Origin of the sequence: Xanthomonas cannabis pv. cannabis, assembly GCF_000802365.1 — a bacterium.
Taxonomy (GTDB): domain Bacteria; phylum Pseudomonadota; class Gammaproteobacteria; order Xanthomonadales; family Xanthomonadaceae; genus Xanthomonas; species Xanthomonas cannabis.
Genome location: NZ_JSZE01000022.1, coordinates 21,101 through 36,892, shown reverse-complemented (window position 1 = coordinate 36,892; position 15,792 = coordinate 21,101). Strand labels below are relative to the sequence as shown.

Genomic DNA, 15,792 nt, shown 5'->3' with positions numbered 1-15,792 from the left:
TCGCGCTGGTGGCAGGTACTGCCGATGCGCAGAGCGCGACCGCCGCGACTGATGTCGTGTTTCCGCAAAGCGCCTCGCAAGGTGCGCTGCTGATCGGCAAGGTGCCGGCGGGCAGCAAGGTGCAGTACGCCGGCCGGACCCTGCGTGTAAGCGGCTACGGAAGCGTGGTGTTCGGTATCGGCCGCGACGCCACAGGGCCATTGCAGGTGCAGATCACCCCGCCCGGAGGCAGCACGCAGACCGTGAGCATCGCAGTGACGCCGCGCGACTGGCCGATCGAGCGCGTCAACGGCGTGCCGCCCAAGACAGTCAATCCACCGCCAGCAATCGCCGAACGGATCAAGCGCGAGCAGGCGCAGGTTACGGCGGCGCGCGATCGCGACGATGCACGTACCGATTTTGCGCAGCCATTTATCTGGCCAGTGCAGGGCCGCATCAGCGGCCGGTTCGGCAATGCACGCGTGTACAACGGACAGCCAGGCGCCGGCCATTCGGGCATGGACATTGCCGTGCCCACCGGCACCCCGGTGAAGGCGCCGGCGGCCGGCGTGGTGACGTTCGCGGCGCCGGACCTGTACCTCACCGGCGGGACGGTGCTGCTGGATCACGGCTTTGGTGTGAGCTCGAATTTCCTGCACTTGTCGCGTATCGACGTGAAGGTGGGCGATCGGGTCGAGCAAGGCCAGGTCATCGCCGCCGTTGGTGCGACCGGGCGCGCGACCGGGCCGCATCTGCATTGGGGAATGAATTGGTTCGACGTGCGGATCGATCCATTGCTGGTGCTCGAACGCGGCAAATAACTGGCGGGCTATCTGGGGGCTTTACGCTCTCCGGCGCGCGGCGGCGCGGTTGCTCTCGCGCGGCGTCGACATCACTGCGGCGCGGTTCGACGTGCGGATCGATCCATTGCTAGTGCTCGAAGCTAGTGCTCGAACGCGGTAAATAACTTGCGGGCTATCCGAGGCGCCACGCCCTCCGGCGCGGCGCGGTTGCTGTCGCGCGGCGTCGAGATGACTGCGGCGCGGTTCGACGTGCGGATCGATCCATTGCTGGGGCTCGAACGCGGCAAATAACGTGCGTGCTATCTGAGCCGTCACGCTCTCCGGCGCGCGGCGGCGCGGTTGCTCTCGCGCGGCGTCGAGATCGCTGCGGCGCGGTTCGACTTGCGGATCGATCCATTGCTGGTGCGCATTCGGCGCGCCGCCAATCAGGCGTCTCAGGCAATGCCCGGCGTGAGGCCGCACTTGCCTTCTCCCCCCGGGAGAAGGTGGCGCGCAGCGCCGGATGAGGGTGCGGCAGCGACATGTCCATCCACGCGCATGCGCGTCTCGCCGCTGCCCCGCCACCTTGGCTTGGCAGACCTACCCGCTGCGCATGTGTCCGCCAGCAGGCTTTGCGGTATAACCGGGAGGCCGCCGAGCGTCGGCTGATTGCAGCGCCAGCTCAGCCCGCGACGGTCCATCCGCGCCACTGGCGGACGTGCCTGGTCTCCCCCCCCCGACCGCAGGAGATGTGCGACATGCGCAACGAGCAACTCAAGTCCACCCTCGGTACCTGGCAGTTATGGGGTATTGCGGTGGGCCTGGTGATCTCCGGCGAGTATTTCGGCTGGAGTTATGGCTGGGGGACTGCAGGGACATTGGGGTTCCTGGTCACCACGTTGCTGGTCGCGGTGATGTATACCTGCTTCATCTTCAGCTTCACCGAACTGACCACTGCCATCCCGAATGCGGGCGGCCCGTTCGCCTACAGCCTGCGTGCGTTCGGCACCTATGGCGGGATGCTCGCGGGCCTGGCTACCCTGATCGAATTCGTGTTTGCGCCGCCCGCCATTGCGATGGCCATCGGGGCGTACCTGAACGTGCAGTTCCCCACGCTCGACCCGCGCGTCGCGGCGATCGGCGCGTACGGGATCTTCATGAGCTTGAACATCGTCGGCGTGGCGATTGCGGCCACCTTCGAGCTGATCGTGACCTTGCTGGCAGTGATCGAGCTGCTGGTCTTCATGGGCGTGGTGGCGCCGGGTTTCAGCGTGGCGCGCTTTACGGCCAATGGCTGGGCCGGCAGCGACGTGTTCGGGCCGGCGGCCATCTCCGGCATCTTTGCGGCGATTCCGTTTGCGATCTGGTTCTTCCTGGCGATCGAAGGCGCCGCCATGGCGGCCGAGGAAGCCAAGGACCCCAGGCGCACCATTCCGCGCGCCTACATTGCCGGCATCCTCACCCTGGTGGCGCTGGCGCTGGGCGTGATGGTGTTTGCCGGCGGCGTGGGCGACTGGCGTCAGCTGTCCAACATCAACGATCCGTTGCCGCAGGCGATGAAGGCAGTGGTGGGCAACAGTTCCACCTGGCTGCACATGCTGGTGTGGATCGGCCTGTTCGGCCTGGTGGCCAGCTTCCACGGCATCATCCTGGGCTATTCGCGACAATTCTTTGCCCTGGCGCGCGCCGGCTTCCTGCCGCACGGGTTGGCGAAACTGTCGCGCTTCCGTACGCCGCATCGCGCGATCCTGGCCGGCGGCGTCATCGGCATTGCGGCCATCTGCAGCGACGGCGTCGTCAAGATCCAGGGCATGTCGCTGACCGCGGCCATGATCACCATGTCGGTGTTCGGTGCAATCGTGATGTATGTCATGAGCATGCTCAGCCTGTTCACGCTGCGCCGTCGCGAACCGGGGCTGGAGCGCAGCTTCCGGGCTCCGGGCTATCCGCTGGTGCCGGCGGTCGCGCTGGCACTGGCGGTGGTGTGCCTGGTGGCGATGGTGTGGTTCAACCCGATCGTGGCGGTGATCTTCGTCGGCCTGCTGCTGCTCGGCGCAGCCTGTTGCGTGCTGAGCCTGCGTCGCCAGGGCGCCACTGCGGCCGGCAGCACATGAGCGGCTTCGCCTTCACTGCCGGCTGCGAGCGTTTCCGGTTTGCCGATCTCAAGCAGTTGCTGGCCAAGGCCACGCCGGCCCGCTCGGGCGATCAGCTGGCCGGGCTGGCGGCAGAATCCGGGCTGCAACGGGCGGCAGCGCAGATGGCACTGGCAGATCTGCCGCTGCGCCATTTCCTGCAGGAAGCGGTGGTGCCCTACGACAGCGACGAAGTCACCCGGCTGATCGTCGACCAGCACGATGCGACGGCGTTTGCCGCGGTGGCGCATCTCACCGTTGGCGGCTTTCGCGACTGGTTGCTGAGCCCGCAGGCCGACGAAGCCACATTGGCGGCGCTGGCGCCGGGGCTGACGCCGGAAATGGTGGCGGCGGTGTCCAAGCTGATGCGGGTGCAGGACCTGATCCTGGTGGCGCAGAAGACACGTGTGGTCACGCGCTTTCGCAACACCCTGGGCCTGCGTGGCCGGCTGTCGACGCGGCTGCAGCCCAACCATCCCACCGACGATGCCACCGGCATTGCCGCCAGCGTGCTCGACGGCCTGCTGTACGGCAACGGCGATGCAGTGCTCGGCATCAACCCGGCCAGCGACAGTCTGGCGGCAACCACCGCATTGCTGCGCATGCTCGATGCGGTGATCACCGGCTATCAGATTCCCACCCAATCGTGCGTGCTGGCCCATATCACCACCACCATCGAGGCCATCGACCGCGGCGTGCCGGTGGATCTGGTGTTCCAGTCCATCGCAGGCACCGAAGCGGCCAACGCCAGCTTCGGCATCAATCTGGCGCTCTTGCAGGAAGGCTACGAGGCCGGCCTGTCGCTGCGCCGGGGCAACGTCGGCGACAACGTGATGTATTTCGAGACCGGCCAGGGCAGCGCCTTGTCGGCAAACGCGCACCACGGCGTGGACCAACAGACCTGCGAGGTGCGCGCGTATGCGGTGGCGCGGCAGTTCAAGCCGCTGCTGGTCAACACCGTGGTCGGCTTCATCGGCCCGGAATATCTGTATGACGGCAAGCAGATCATCCGCGCCGGGCTGGAGGATCATTTCTGCGGCAAATTGCTCGGCGTGCCGATGGGCTGCGACATCTGCTACACCAATCATGCCGAAGCCGATCAGGACGACATGGACGTGTTGCTCACCCTGCTCGGCGCGGCCGGCATCAACTTCATCATGGGTATCCCCGGCTCGGACGATGTGATGCTCAACTACCAGACCACCTCGTTCCACGATGCGCTGTATGCGCGCCAGGCGCTTGGCCTGCGCGCCGCGCCCGAGTTCGAGCAGTGGCTGGAGCAACACGGCATCCTGCGGTTGCACGACGATGGGCGGTTTGAACTGGGCAGCGAGGTCCCGGCACCGTTTCGTCGTGCGCTCTCGCAGCTGCCTTCCGGTACCCCATCGTGAGCAACGCGGCCACACCGCCGCGCGATGCATGGGCACGGTTACGCCAACTGACCCCGGCGCGCATTGCGCTGGGGCGGGTCGGCACCAGCCTGCCAACTGCTGCCCACCTGGAGTTCCAACTGGCGCATGCGCAGGCGCGGGATGCAGTACACCTGGCATTCGACCCGGCTGCGTTGCAGGCAGCGCTGCGGCGACGAGGGCGCGACAGCATCCTGTTGCAGAGCGCGGCAGCAGACCGCCATACCTATCTGCAGCGCCCGGACCTGGGCCGCTGCCTGTCCGACACTGCGGCGACGCAACTACGTGGCCAGACCGCCGTGCACGGCGGCGGCCACGATGTGGCGGTGGTGGTCGCCGACGGCCTGTCTGCGCTCGCGGTATACCGGCATGCCGTGCCGATGGTGGAACACATTGACGCATTGGCAGTGCAGCAAGGCTGGACAGTGGCGCCAGTAGCGCTGGTCGCACAGGGGCGCGTGGCGGTGGGCGATGAAGTGGGCGAACTGCTCAAGGCGCGCGCGGTCATCGTGTTGATCGGCGAACGTCCCGGGCTCAGCTCGCCCGACAGCCTGGGACTCTATCTCACCTACGCGCCGCGCGTCGGCCTGACCGATGCCGCGCGCAACTGCATTTCCAATATTCGCGCAGAAGGCCTGAGCTATGCCGACGCGACGCACAAACTGGCGTACCTGCTACGCGAGGCCTTCCGGCGCAGGCTCTCCGGCGTGCAGCTCAAGGACAAAGCCGAGCAGCCGGCCCTGCTCTCCGACGGACCGGCAGACGCGGCGCCACGCAACTTCCTGCTGCCTGACTGACCTGCATCGGTGACTGACTTGCATCGGTCGCCGACGCTCGCCTGCACGCACCACGCACCACCGCAAAGCCTACTTCAGCGCGCCATCCTGCGGATTGCTGGCTGCATAGGTGCTGGTCTGCAGTTCGTTGTCGTGCGGGTGGCGCAGCGCCTGACGTACATCGTCCGGAAGTTGCTCCACATCCAGCATCACCTTGCCCGAGTGCACATCGCGTACCACCGAGGCCGGCAACACGAAGTCGCCACCGTTTTCGATATTGATCACCAGTTCGGCGCCGTCGTTGCGGATATCGCGCACCGCGCCAACGCCGACTTCACCGTCGCGCAGGAACACCATCTGGCCGATTTCGATCTACTGCATTGTCCGTCTCCGTCTGAGGCATCGCGACACCCGCGCAACGCCATGAGCGACGATCATGGCGTTGCGCCGTGTCTGGGGGCGGTGAAGCGCAGATCAGTGCGGCGTTGGCGCGTGCAGCAAGGCGCCTGCCGGCAGGCGTGCCGGCTGCCCCGCGACGCGCTCGAACTCGGTGATGTCGTGCGAGCAGAACAGCTCGACCTCCCCGCCGTGGTGCTGACGCAGGCGACGCAAACGTTGCTGATTGCCCAGCCGCGCGGCGCGATCCTTTTCCAGCATCCACTGATACAGGCGCAGCCCCGGCGTGCAGTACGGTTGCTGTGCATCCATCTCGCGATGGAAAAAATATGCATCGCCTGCCAGCAGCAACCAGCGTTCGGCGCTGCGCACGGCAATGGCCGCATGCCCCAGCGTGTGGCCCGGCAGCGGCAGCATCAGGATCTCCGGCGGCAGGCCGTGCAGGTCGCGCACGCAGTCCAGGCCCATCCAGCGTTCGCCGGTAAGCGCGTCATAGGCATGCCATTGGCCACGTGTGGACCACTGCTGCGGCCGGAACCGTTGCCGATCCATCCAGGTGCGCTGCGCAAATGCCGCGTCACGCTCGCTCGCCATCAGATGCACACGCGCACGCGGGAAGTCATCCAGCCCGCCGGCATGATCGAAATCCAGATGGGTCAGGATGATATGCCGCACGTCGCGCGGGTCCAGGCCCAGGCGTTGAATCTGCCGAATGGCCGTCATTTCCTCGCGTAGCTCCGGCCGGACCAGGGCCAGAAAGAAACCGCTTAGACGTGCGCGTGGCTCGGCCACATCGCGCAACCCAAAGCCGGTGTCGATCAGCACCAGCCCGGCGCTGGTCTCCACCAGCAGACAGTGGCAACACAGGTCACCGCGATTCAATACACCAGGCGTGCGAGCGTCCATCAGATGTCCGCCCAGCGGACACGTGGAAATGCAGTTCAGGTGATGCACGCGCATCAGCGCGCTCCGCTTGGCGGGCCAGCGTCGCAGTGCCGGCATCGCACCCCGGTGACCGTTCGTGCCACCGGAGTGCGCATGCACACGCGACCTTGACGGCCGCGTGCGCTAAGAACTCAGCGCAGCGGAACGTCCGCCACCTTGTCCTGGTAATCCTTTTTCGGGTCGACGCCAAACAGCACCTTGATCCCGGCAAGCAGGCTGGAGCCGTTGAGCCAGATCTGTGCGTGGTCCGCATCCAGGCGTAGCAGCGCCAATTTCGGGTCATCCTTTCCGCCTTCGTACCATGCGGCCACGTGCGGGTTCCACAAGCGCTCGACCACGGCAGGATCGGTGTCCTCGCGCAGCGAACCGCTGATGCTGGCGAACAGGTCATGCCCCTTGCTGCTGAAGGCGCCGATGACGCGACGGCCCTGCCCCAGCATGGCGATCAATGCATTGTCCTTGGAGGTGAAGAACCAGATCGGGCCGCCGCTGTCGCCTTCGATCTGCGCGGTCATCGGACGCGCATGGCCGTCTTCGACGCCATCCAGGCCCAGCATCACGGTGCGGTCGGACTTCAAGGCCTTCCAGAATTTGTCCTGCAGTTCTTTGGGATCTGCCATTTCGATTCCTGACGTACGCGTTTGCACGCGGGCCGCTGAGTCTGGAAGGATGCATGCCCACGGCATGTGAGGACGCGGCGCTGCACCATACATCCGGCAGTGCCTGCCCACGCAGCATCGCCTGGTGAGCGTGTTGGGACCTGGTCCCGTTGCAAACCGTGATCACTCCGCACATCTCGTACATTGCTGTGCACCGTCGGTCATCCACGAGCGAACCCGGCAGTACCATCGCCCTGCCCTGCGTGCGGCGACTGGCGTGAGTTCGAGTGGATGGCCGCTGCGACGTAGCGGCCACTGCGCGCGAATTGCCGGCATTCCACAGGTATGCACGCATCCCTTCTCAAGCGAGCACCTCACCATGTCCGTCCCGTCCTTGCGCACGATCTGCATCGCCGCTGCATTGCTGACGCTTGTCAGCGTCGATGCATCAGCACTCACCGGCACCGCCACGCGGCCGCAGCTCACCCGCAGCGAAGCCAGTACCTATACGATCACCCAGGCACTGGCCAAGGCCGGGCCAATCACCGCACCGGTCACCGACAACTGGAATCCCACTGCCGGCGTTGCGCTGCTCAGTGCCGACTACGCCGTGGCCGCGGACGGCTCCACCAGTTACCGCAGCGTGCAATCGGCGATCGATGCAGCGGTGACCGCCGGTGGCACCACGCGCCGCTACATCAGCATCAAGGCGGGCACCTACACCGAACTGGTCTGCGTGCCGGCCAACGCGCCGCCGTTGACGCTGTTCGGGCTGGGCGCGTCCGCAGGCGACACCGTCATTCGCTTCAACAACGCCAACCCCACGCCCAAGCCGGCGGGCACCGCCAGCCACGCCTGCGCCAGCAATGCGGCGGCGACCACGGTCGGCACGTCCAACAGCGCCACGGTGACGGTGCGCGCCGCCGACTTCCAGGCGCGCCATCTGCGCATCGACAACAACTACGTCGAAGGCACCTACGTCGACACCAATCAGTCAGCCGTCGCACTGGCCGTGCGTGGCGACAAGGCCAGTTTCGAGGACGTGTCGATCACCGGCAATCAGGACACCTTGCTGATCAGCGCCACCAACGCGGCCAACGTCAATCGTGCCTACTTCAAGAACAGCACGATCGACGGCGATGTCGATTTCATCTTCGGCTCGGGCATCGGCGTGTTCGACAAGACGACCATCCGTTCGCTCGGTGCACGCCTGGGAACCAGCCGGGGCGGCTACATCTTTGCACCGAGTACGCGCCCCGGCAGCAGCTACGGCTTTCTGGCGATCAACAGCAGTTTTGTGGCGGTGTCCGGCTCGCCCGACAACCAGACTTACCTGGGCCGTGCCTGGGACGAAGGTGTCAGCGGCCTGAGCGCGTATGTCAACGGCACCTCGCCCAACGGCCAGGTCACGGTGCGCGATTCCACCCTGGGCAGCCACATCCGCAAGGCGGCGCCGTGGAATGCATCCACGGCCAACCGTCCGTTCTGCAGCAGCGGCTGTGCCAACTCGGCAAACCGTTTCTATGAGTACGGCAACAGCGGTGCAGGCGCCGCCGACTGAGCTGTCTGCAACAGCGTCCTGGACGACGCGCGTGGCTTTCAAGGGCGCGATGTCGCCCGGCACGGCAACCAGCGCCTGTTGGCCTGGCGCGCGACGCGCCAGGCCAACGGGCCCTCTGGTCTTGTTGCTGCCGTGCCGTTGAGTGCGGTGCGCCACGGAATTGCAGCAATGCATTGCTGGCTTCGGCAAACCGGTGCTGAGTTCGCCCCGCCGACGCCGGGCAGCGGGGCAAGGCGCCACGCTGGCGCCCGCACCTGACCGATCGGCACTGCGGCAGCAAACCGCCGCCCGTGCAACTGCATGCAACCATGCCACTGTCGTGACCGCAGATGGCTGCCGTGCACAGATCGGGCAGGCGCGTCCTGTCCTCCCCGGAGCACGCCCAATGCCCAGCCCCACCTCTCCCACCCGCGCGCCACTGACCGTGGCGTTGATTGGTCTGATCAGCCTCCAGGCCGGCGCCGCACCACCGCATGCACAGGCGGATGCCGATAGCGCGCACAGCATCTCCACCAGCTGGGGCGTGATCCGGCAGCCGACGCTGCCGACACGGATCTGCAGCACGCTCAAGGCGGCCCTGGTGCCGGTTGCCGGTTCACTGGATGCGCTCGATCAGGATCCGGCGCGCTCCAAGCGCGATACCGCGCGCCTGCAGGCCGCCATCGACGATTGCCCGGCGGGCAGCGCGGTGCATCTGGTCCCCGGCGATTCCGGCGAGTCGGGCCTGTTGACCGGCCCGCTCACCATCAAGAGCGGCGTCACGTTGTGGATCGACCGCAACGTCACCGTGTTCGCCTCGCGCAATCCGCAGGACTATGACAACGGCCTGGGCACCTGCGGTACCGCCACCACCGACAAGGCCAAGTCGTGCAATCCGCTGATCCATTTTTCCGACACCGCCAACAGCGCCATCGTCGGCGCCGGCAAGATCGACGGCCGCGGCGGGAGCACGCTCACCGCCGGGCCCAATGCCGGCAAGGCCAGCTGGTGGGATCTTGCCTATCTCAACGTCACCAAGGGCTTGAGCCAGCACGTGCCGCGCCTGATGCAGATCGACAACAGCACCGACGTGACGCTGTACGACATTACCCTGGAAAACTCGCCCAACTTCCACGTCATCAGCGACAACGTGGTGGGGCTGACTGCATGGGGCATCAAGATCCTGGCGCCCAGCCTGGTGTATTCGCGCCCCGGGTATCGCTGCCCGGCCGGCAGCACGCCGGACGTCAATCCGCATGCGACCTGTTTTACCCCGGAAACCGCCAAGAACACCGACGGATTCGACCCCGGCCAGTCGAAGAACGTGCTGCTGGCCTATTCGTACATCGGCACCGGCGATGATGGCGTGGCCATCAAGGCAGGGGCCAAGGCCACGCGCGTCATCGCCTCGGAGAACATGCTGTTCGCCTACAACCAGTTCTATTTCACGCATGGCTTTTCGCTGGGCAGCGAAACCGACGCCGGCATGCGCCACATCGCCGTGCGCGGCTTGAGCATCGACGGCTTCAACGCCAACGACGTCGCGCGCGACCCGTATTCGGCCAATGGCCTGCGCATCAAGTCAGACGCCTCGCGTGGCGGGCAGGTCTCCGACATCAGTTTCGACACCATCTGCATGCGCGGCGTCGCGCGTCCGCTGGTGTTCGATGCCAACTACGCCAACGCGGCCGTGCACGGCAAGATCCCGCAGTTCAGCGGCATCTCGCTGCGCAATGTGCATTCGCTGGGGTCAACGACCCTCGGCGCCGGCGAACTGAGCTTTTACGGGTATCGCGATGCCAGCGCCACGCGGCCGATCACCCTGTCGCTGGACAATGTCGTGCTCGATGGCGGCAAGGTCAGCTTTGCGCAGCCCCACTTCGGCGGACCGGCCAGCAATCCGGGTGCGGTGCATTTCAGCTTCAACGGCGGCCCGGTGAGCTTCTATGACCAGCTCACGGCCTCGGTGCCGGACGATGTGCAGCTGCAGGGCACGCCCGGCCCGGGCAAGTCGCTGGACTGCAGCAATGCCTTCATTGCGTATCACACCGTGCTGCCCGATTCGCCGATCTGATCGCGGCCATGCGTACGCCCTGAAGCTCGGTGGCCGCATTCCAGCAGGATGCGGCCACCAGGCGTTTCACGCCGTGCCGCTGGCAGCTCGCCAGCTATGCCACAGCTGCTGGACCGGCGGCGGATAGGCCGCCTTGCCGGCCAGTTCGCGCTGCAGGCGCAGCCGTGCCAGCCGCGACCACACCCGGTGCGGTCGCGCCAGGGCCGGCTTGCGCGGCCACGCGCGCAGCAACTGCGTGCGCCAAGCCACCGTGGTCACGCCACCAGGCGCTGCGCTATCGCCGGCCACGCGCTGGCGTGCGTCCAGCCATTGCACCGCCACCGCAGTGGCATCGCCCGGCTGTGCACGCGCAAACAGCACCGCTTCCACCGCAATCACTGCCTGGGCGAAGTCACGCAGCTGCTCCAGTGCCTGCTGCAACGATGCAGGCTGCACACGCGCGACCTGCACCGCGGGCAAGGTGTCGGCCAGTTGCGCCCACGGCGCACGTACCGGCTCCAGCACGCGCCCCAATGGGTGACGCGAGCGCTGGCTGGACCAGTCGCGCAGCTCCTGCTGCCACCAGGCCAGCTTGGCATCGGCCGGCAACGGGTCGCCGGCGATGTTCATGATGTCCTCCCATTCCTGCAGCAACGCAAACCAGGCAGCGCTCAGGCGCCGCTGCGGTTCGGGAACGAAAGGCTCGGCAACCGACCACTCCGGCCAGCGGGTGCGCCACTTGTCGAGAAAACTGTCGAGAGCGCTGGATTGGCTCATGGCTGGTCCGAAAAAAAGCGAAAGAAGATCAGGTCTGCGGCCAGGTTGCCGGGTCCCACAACTGCTGCGGATGCTCCACCAGCACATCGGCCTGCCAGCGCGATGGCGCATCGTCGTGCAAACGATAGCCCCACAACACCGCCACCGACGGCATGCCGGCCGCGCGCGCTGCAACAATGTCGCGCTCGTCATCGCCAACATAGACGCACTGCGCAGGCGCCACACCGATGCGTTCGGCGGCGGTCAGCAGCGGCAACGGATGCGGCTTGCGCTCGGGCAGGCTGTCGCCACCGATCAACACGGCGCAGCGCTGCTGCCACCCAAGTTGCGGCAGGATCAGACGCGCAAGGTATTCGGGCTTGTTGGTCACCACGCCCCAGCTGCAGCCGGCATCGTCCAGCTGCGACAGCAGCGCCTCGATACCATCGAACAGCTGCGACTGCGTGCCGATCAAGCCTTCATAACGCTGCAGGAATTCCGGCACCAGGGCCGTGCGCGCATCGGCATCGAGCTCGGCAAACGCCACGCTCAGCATGGCACGCGCCCCTTTCGACACCACCGGACGCAACTGCTCCAACGCCAGCGGCGCACGGTCACGCGCCGCCAGCATCGCGTTGACGGTCGCCAGCATGTCTGGCGCGCTATCGAGCAAGGTGCCATCCAGATCGAACAACACCGCGCGCGGAAGGCTCACAGGACCACCACCATCACGCGGCGATCTGCAACCGGACCTGCGCCGGGATCCATCAAGACCCCTGCCAACCGCCGTTGCGACTCCCGCCTCCCGATTCCCGACTGCCTGCCCGTCACGGCTTTACCGCATATGCCAGGTAATTGACCTCGGTGCGCGAAGACAACCGCGCGCGGTTGCGCCACGGCTCGTAGAGCATGCCGCTGACGTCGTCCAGCTGCAGCTCGGCATTGCGCAACCAGGCCGCCAGCTCTGCCGGCTTGATGAAATCCTTGTAGTGATGGGTGCCCTTGGGCAGCAGCCGCGCGATGTATTCGGCGCCCACCACCGCCAGCGCGAACGCGGCCGGGGTGCGGTTGAGCGTGGACAGGAACAGCTTGCCGCCCGGCTTGAGCAGGCTGGCGCAGGCGCGGATGATCGCGGTCGGGTCCGGCACGTGTTCGAGCATTTCCATGCAGGTCACCGCATCGAAGCTGCCTGGCTGTTCGGCCGCCAGGTCTTCCACCGACTGCACGCGATAGTCCACCTGCACGCCCGATTCCAGGCTGTGCAGGCGCGCCACCTTGACCAGCTCCGGCGCCAGATCGATCGCGGTGACCTGCGCGCCCAGGCGTGCCATCGACTCGCTGAGCAGGCCGCCGCCGCACCCCACATCGAGCACGCGCGCGCCGGCCAGCTGCTGGCGTGCGGACACGTACTGCAGACGCACCGGGTTGAGCGCATGCAGCGGCTTCTGCGGGCCGTCGGCGTCCCACCAGCGGTTGGCCAGTGCGGCAAACTTGTCCAGTTCGGCCTGATGGAAGTTGGTGGAGCTGGAGTGGGTCGTGGGATTCATGCGGAACTCCGGGATGCGATGACGCGCGCTCAGGCGCGGACGGTGCGGATGCGGTCGCGCCATTGCCGCGCGTTGGCGACGAGGGCCGCGGTATCCATGTCGATCAGCTCGCGCTGCACCAGCTTGGGCTTGCCGGCGATCCACACATCGGTGACCTGATGCCGGCCGGCCGCGTAGATCAGCTGCGACAACACATGATGCAGCGGCTGGGTTTCCAGTGCGGCAAGATCCACGCAGACCAGGTCGGCCTGCTTGCCGACTTCGATCGAGCCGATCCTGTCGCCGAAGCCCAATGCACGCGCACCGCCCAGCGTGGCCGCGCGCAGCGTGGTCGCCGCGTCCAGGGCGGTGGCATCGTTGGCCACCGCCTTGGCCAGGATGGCGGCGGTGCGATTCTCGCTGAACATGTCCAGGTCGTTGTTGCTGGCGCAGCCGTCGGTGCCGATGGCCAGGTTCACGCCTGCACGCTGCAGCGCGCAGGCCGGGCAGAACCCCGAGGCCAGCTTGAGGTTGGATTCCGGGCAATGCACCACGCTGACGCCGCGCTCGGCGCACAGGTGGATTTCGGCATCGGTGAGCTGGGTCATGTGCACGGCGATCAGGCGGTCGTTGACCAGGCCAAGCCGATCCAGGCGCGCCAGCGGGCGCTGCCCGTACTGCGTGATCGAGTCGGCCACTTCCTGCGCGGTTTCATGGGTATGCAGATGCACCGGCATGTCCAGCTGGTCGGCCAGCATGCGCACGCGTTCGAAGTTGGCATCGTTCACCGTGTACGGCGCATGCGGCGCGAACGCGGTACCGATCAACGGATCGTCGCGCCACTGGTCGTGCAATTCGCCGGCACGCGCGAAATACTCATCGTCCGACGAGGCCCATGCGGTGGGGAAATCGATGATCACCGCACCGACCAGCGCGCGGAACCCGTGCTGCTTGTAGACCGCTGCCTGCACATCGGCAAAGAAGTAGTTTTCATTGACGCAGGTGGTGCCGCCGCGCAGCATCTCGGCGATCGCCAGCGTGGTGCCGTCGGCGACGAACTCCGGCCCGATCACCGCCGCTTCCACCGGCCAGATGTGCTGCTGCAGCCACACCATCAATGGCAGGTCGTCGGCGACGCCGCGCAGCAGCGTCATCGGGTTGTGCGTATGCGCGTTGACCAGGCCCGGCATCAGCGCCGCGTCCGGGCGCGACACGGTCTGGGCCGGCGCAAAGCGCGCGCGTGCCTGCGCAGTCGGCAGGATCGCCACGATCACGCCGCCGCGCACGGCCACGGCATGATCTTCGAGAACCACCGCGTGTGGTTCGATCGGCACCACGTAGCCGGCTTCGATCAGCAGGTCGCACGGTTCTGGGGGAGCATTGGTCATGAGCGGTTCCATGGAAGGTTAGTTGCCGAACGGCCAGCTGGCATCGCCGCCGGAGGTCGCCACATAGCGTGTGCCGTCGTAGCGCAGCAGCTGCCGTGCGCGACGCGTGCGTTCGGCAGCGGGGTCGCCGCCGGCCACGCTCTCAAGGGTGCGGATGTTTGCGGTCAGGACTATGTCCGCATAGCCGGCATGTGACCGCGGTGCCATCGCCAAGGACAGCTCGGCACTTTCGGTAATCACCCCGCCCTGCCCCGGACTGCAGGGTTCGCCCTTGACGCGCTGCCAGAGCGACAGATCGCGTTGCAGCACCGGGCGCAGCGTGCGCCCGTCGCGGACCAGCAGGGTCAGTGCATCCTCACTGCGGAAATCCGGGCAACTGGGCCCACGCGCGACGCTGTGCACGACCACGCCGATCGCGCGCGTCCCGGGCGCCACGTCGTAGCGCGCGGTGTCCAGACGCAGGCTGTCGGCGTCGAGCTCGAAGGCGGCGTCTTCGCCCAGGGCCTGCGTATAGCCGGCCAGCACCTTGCCGCTGGCGGCGTCCAGCAGGGCAATGCGCAATTGCAGTTCACGCTCGCCTGGCGCGGCGGTATCGGTGGCAAACGCGATGGCCGCCAGCCGGATCGTCGCATCGTAGGGCCAGAGCTTGCAGGTCTGCGCCACCACGCGATCGCCCGGCGCCGCAGCGACGGCGCCGTCGAATACGTCGGCCTGCGCCACCGCTGCGACGCTGCGTGCATCGCAGGTTGCGGCGGCTGCGTGGGCAAGCGCCGGGCAGGCGGCCAGCGCGGCACACAGCACGCCGCCCACGACCCACGGGACACTGGCACCGCGTCGCGCTCGCTCCAGCCAGTGTCCGGCGCGCATGCGGTTACTTGACGCGCGCGGAGTATTCGCCCGAGCGGGTGTCGACCTTGATCACTTCGTCCTGATTGACGAACAGCGGCACGCGCACCACGGCACCGGTTTCCAGCGTGGCCGGCTTGCCGCCGCCGCCGGAGGTATCGCCACGCACGCCCGGGTCGGTCTCGGTGATCTTGAGCTCGACGAAGTTCGGCGGCTGGACCCAGATCGGCGCGCCGTTCCACAGCGTCACGATGCAGTCTTCCTCGCCCTTGAGCCACTTCTCGGCGCCGCCCATGCCGGCCTTGTCCGCCTGCACCTGCTCGAAGGATTCCGGGTCCATGAAGTGCCAGTACTCGCCATCGCTGTACAGGTAGCGCATGTCGGTGTCGACCACGTCGGCCACTTCCACGTCGTCGGTCGCCTTCATGGTCATTTCGACCACGCGCCCGGACTTGATGAAGCGGTACTTCATGCGGGTGAAGGCCTGGCCCTTGCCCGGCTTGACGTACTCGGTCTCGGTGATGACCGCCGGTTCGTTATTGACCAGGATCTTCATGCCGTTCTTGACATCGTTCATGCCAACAGTGGCCATGGTGCAGCTCCTCGATAAGACCACGACCCGCCACTCTGGGGCGGGTCGGATTAGAATGGGGCGCCCGCCATCA

At 66.6% G+C, this 15,792-nt stretch carries 15 protein-coding genes; 6 read left to right on the top strand and 9 right to left on the bottom strand.

The window, feature by feature from the left end:
* The first annotated feature begins 5 nt into the window (after positions 1–5).
* From OZ10_RS05580 to eutC, 4 genes are all read left to right on the top strand, one after another.
* Positions 6–800: a M23 family metallopeptidase gene (locus OZ10_RS05580; RefSeq protein ID WP_068873830.1), complete on the top strand. Its 795-nt coding sequence runs from the start codon at positions 6–8 to the stop codon at positions 798–800.
* Between the two features lie 710 nt (positions 801–1,510).
* On the top strand, positions 1,511–2,875 hold the full coding sequence (eat, locus tag OZ10_RS05575; RefSeq protein ID WP_039407600.1) for an ethanolamine permease: 1,365 nt from the start codon (positions 1,511–1,513) through the stop codon (positions 2,873–2,875).
* Positions 2,872–4,284 (top strand): ethanolamine ammonia-lyase subunit EutB, encoded by a 1,413-nt coding sequence (locus tag OZ10_RS05570; RefSeq protein ID WP_039407603.1) that lies wholly within the window; start codon positions 2,872–2,874, stop codon positions 4,282–4,284. Before eat ends, OZ10_RS05570 begins: the two co-directional genes overlap by 4 nt.
* Positions 4,281–5,099 (top strand): ethanolamine ammonia-lyase subunit EutC, encoded by an 819-nt coding sequence (eutC, locus tag OZ10_RS05565; RefSeq protein ID WP_039407605.1) that lies wholly within the window; start codon positions 4,281–4,283, stop codon positions 5,097–5,099. The genes OZ10_RS05570 and eutC overlap by 4 nt, the downstream gene beginning before the upstream one ends.
* A 69-nt stretch (positions 5,100–5,168) precedes the next feature.
* Here eutC and OZ10_RS05560 read toward each other — a convergent pair whose 3' ends face one another.
* From OZ10_RS05560 to OZ10_RS05550, 3 genes are all read right to left on the bottom strand, one after another.
* Entirely contained in the window at positions 5,169–5,435 is a 267-nt protein-coding gene (locus OZ10_RS05560) for a hypothetical protein (protein WP_039564105.1), read from the bottom strand.
* A 117-nt stretch (positions 5,436–5,552) separates the two neighbouring features.
* Positions 5,553–6,434, bottom strand: a complete 882-nt coding sequence (locus OZ10_RS05555; RefSeq protein WP_039564110.1) for an MBL fold metallo-hydrolase — start codon at positions 6,432–6,434, stop codon at positions 5,553–5,555.
* Between the two features lie 116 nt (positions 6,435–6,550).
* On the bottom strand, positions 6,551–7,039 hold the full coding sequence (locus OZ10_RS05550) for a pyridoxamine 5'-phosphate oxidase family protein (RefSeq protein ID WP_039407610.1): 489 nt from the start codon (positions 7,037–7,039) through the stop codon (positions 6,551–6,553).
* Positions 7,040–7,439: 400 nt separating this feature from the next.
* Between OZ10_RS05550 and OZ10_RS05545 the strand changes: the two genes are divergently transcribed.
* Positions 7,440–8,579 carry a putative acyl-CoA thioester hydrolase gene (locus OZ10_RS05545; RefSeq protein ID WP_228890854.1) on the top strand — a complete coding sequence of 380 codons (1,140 nt, stop codon included), beginning with the start codon at positions 7,440–7,442 and terminating at the stop codon, positions 8,577–8,579.
* Positions 8,580–8,964: 385 nt separating this feature from the next.
* Positions 8,965–10,632 carry a glycoside hydrolase family 28 protein gene (locus OZ10_RS05540; RefSeq protein ID WP_081419328.1) on the top strand — a complete coding sequence of 556 codons (1,668 nt, stop codon included), beginning with the start codon at positions 8,965–8,967 and terminating at the stop codon, positions 10,630–10,632.
* A 66-nt stretch (positions 10,633–10,698) separates the two neighbouring features.
* Here the strand turns inward: OZ10_RS05540 and OZ10_RS05535 are convergent, their stop codons facing one another.
* From OZ10_RS05535 to efp, 6 genes are all read right to left on the bottom strand, one after another.
* Positions 10,699–11,388: an isoprenoid biosynthesis enzyme family protein gene (locus OZ10_RS05535; RefSeq protein WP_039407615.1), complete on the bottom strand. Its 690-nt coding sequence runs from the start codon at positions 11,386–11,388 to the stop codon at positions 10,699–10,701.
* A 28-nt stretch (positions 11,389–11,416) separates the two neighbouring features.
* On the bottom strand, positions 11,417–12,082 hold the full coding sequence (locus tag OZ10_RS05530) for a phosphoglycolate phosphatase (protein ID WP_039564101.1): 666 nt from the start codon (positions 12,080–12,082) through the stop codon (positions 11,417–11,419).
* A 112-nt stretch (positions 12,083–12,194) separates the two neighbouring features.
* A complete protein-coding gene (gene ubiG / locus OZ10_RS05525) occupies positions 12,195–12,914 on the bottom strand; it encodes a bifunctional 2-polyprenyl-6-hydroxyphenol methylase/3-demethylubiquinol 3-O-methyltransferase UbiG (protein WP_039407691.1) in 720 nt (239 codons plus the stop codon).
* A 29-nt stretch (positions 12,915–12,943) separates the two neighbouring features.
* Positions 12,944–14,281 (bottom strand): TRZ/ATZ family hydrolase, encoded by a 1,338-nt coding sequence (locus OZ10_RS05520; RefSeq protein WP_039564107.1) that lies wholly within the window; start codon positions 14,279–14,281, stop codon positions 12,944–12,946.
* A gap of 18 nt (positions 14,282–14,299) precedes the next feature.
* The gene (locus OZ10_RS05515; protein ID WP_052209971.1) at positions 14,300–15,148 is read right to left on the bottom strand and encodes a PA3715 family protein; all 849 of its coding nucleotides are present in this window, start codon (positions 15,146–15,148) and stop codon (positions 14,300–14,302) included.
* A gap of 4 nt (positions 15,149–15,152) precedes the next feature.
* Positions 15,153–15,719 (bottom strand): elongation factor P, encoded by a 567-nt coding sequence (efp, locus tag OZ10_RS05510; protein ID WP_039407624.1) that lies wholly within the window; start codon positions 15,717–15,719, stop codon positions 15,153–15,155.
* Positions 15,720–15,792 lie beyond the last annotated feature (73 nt).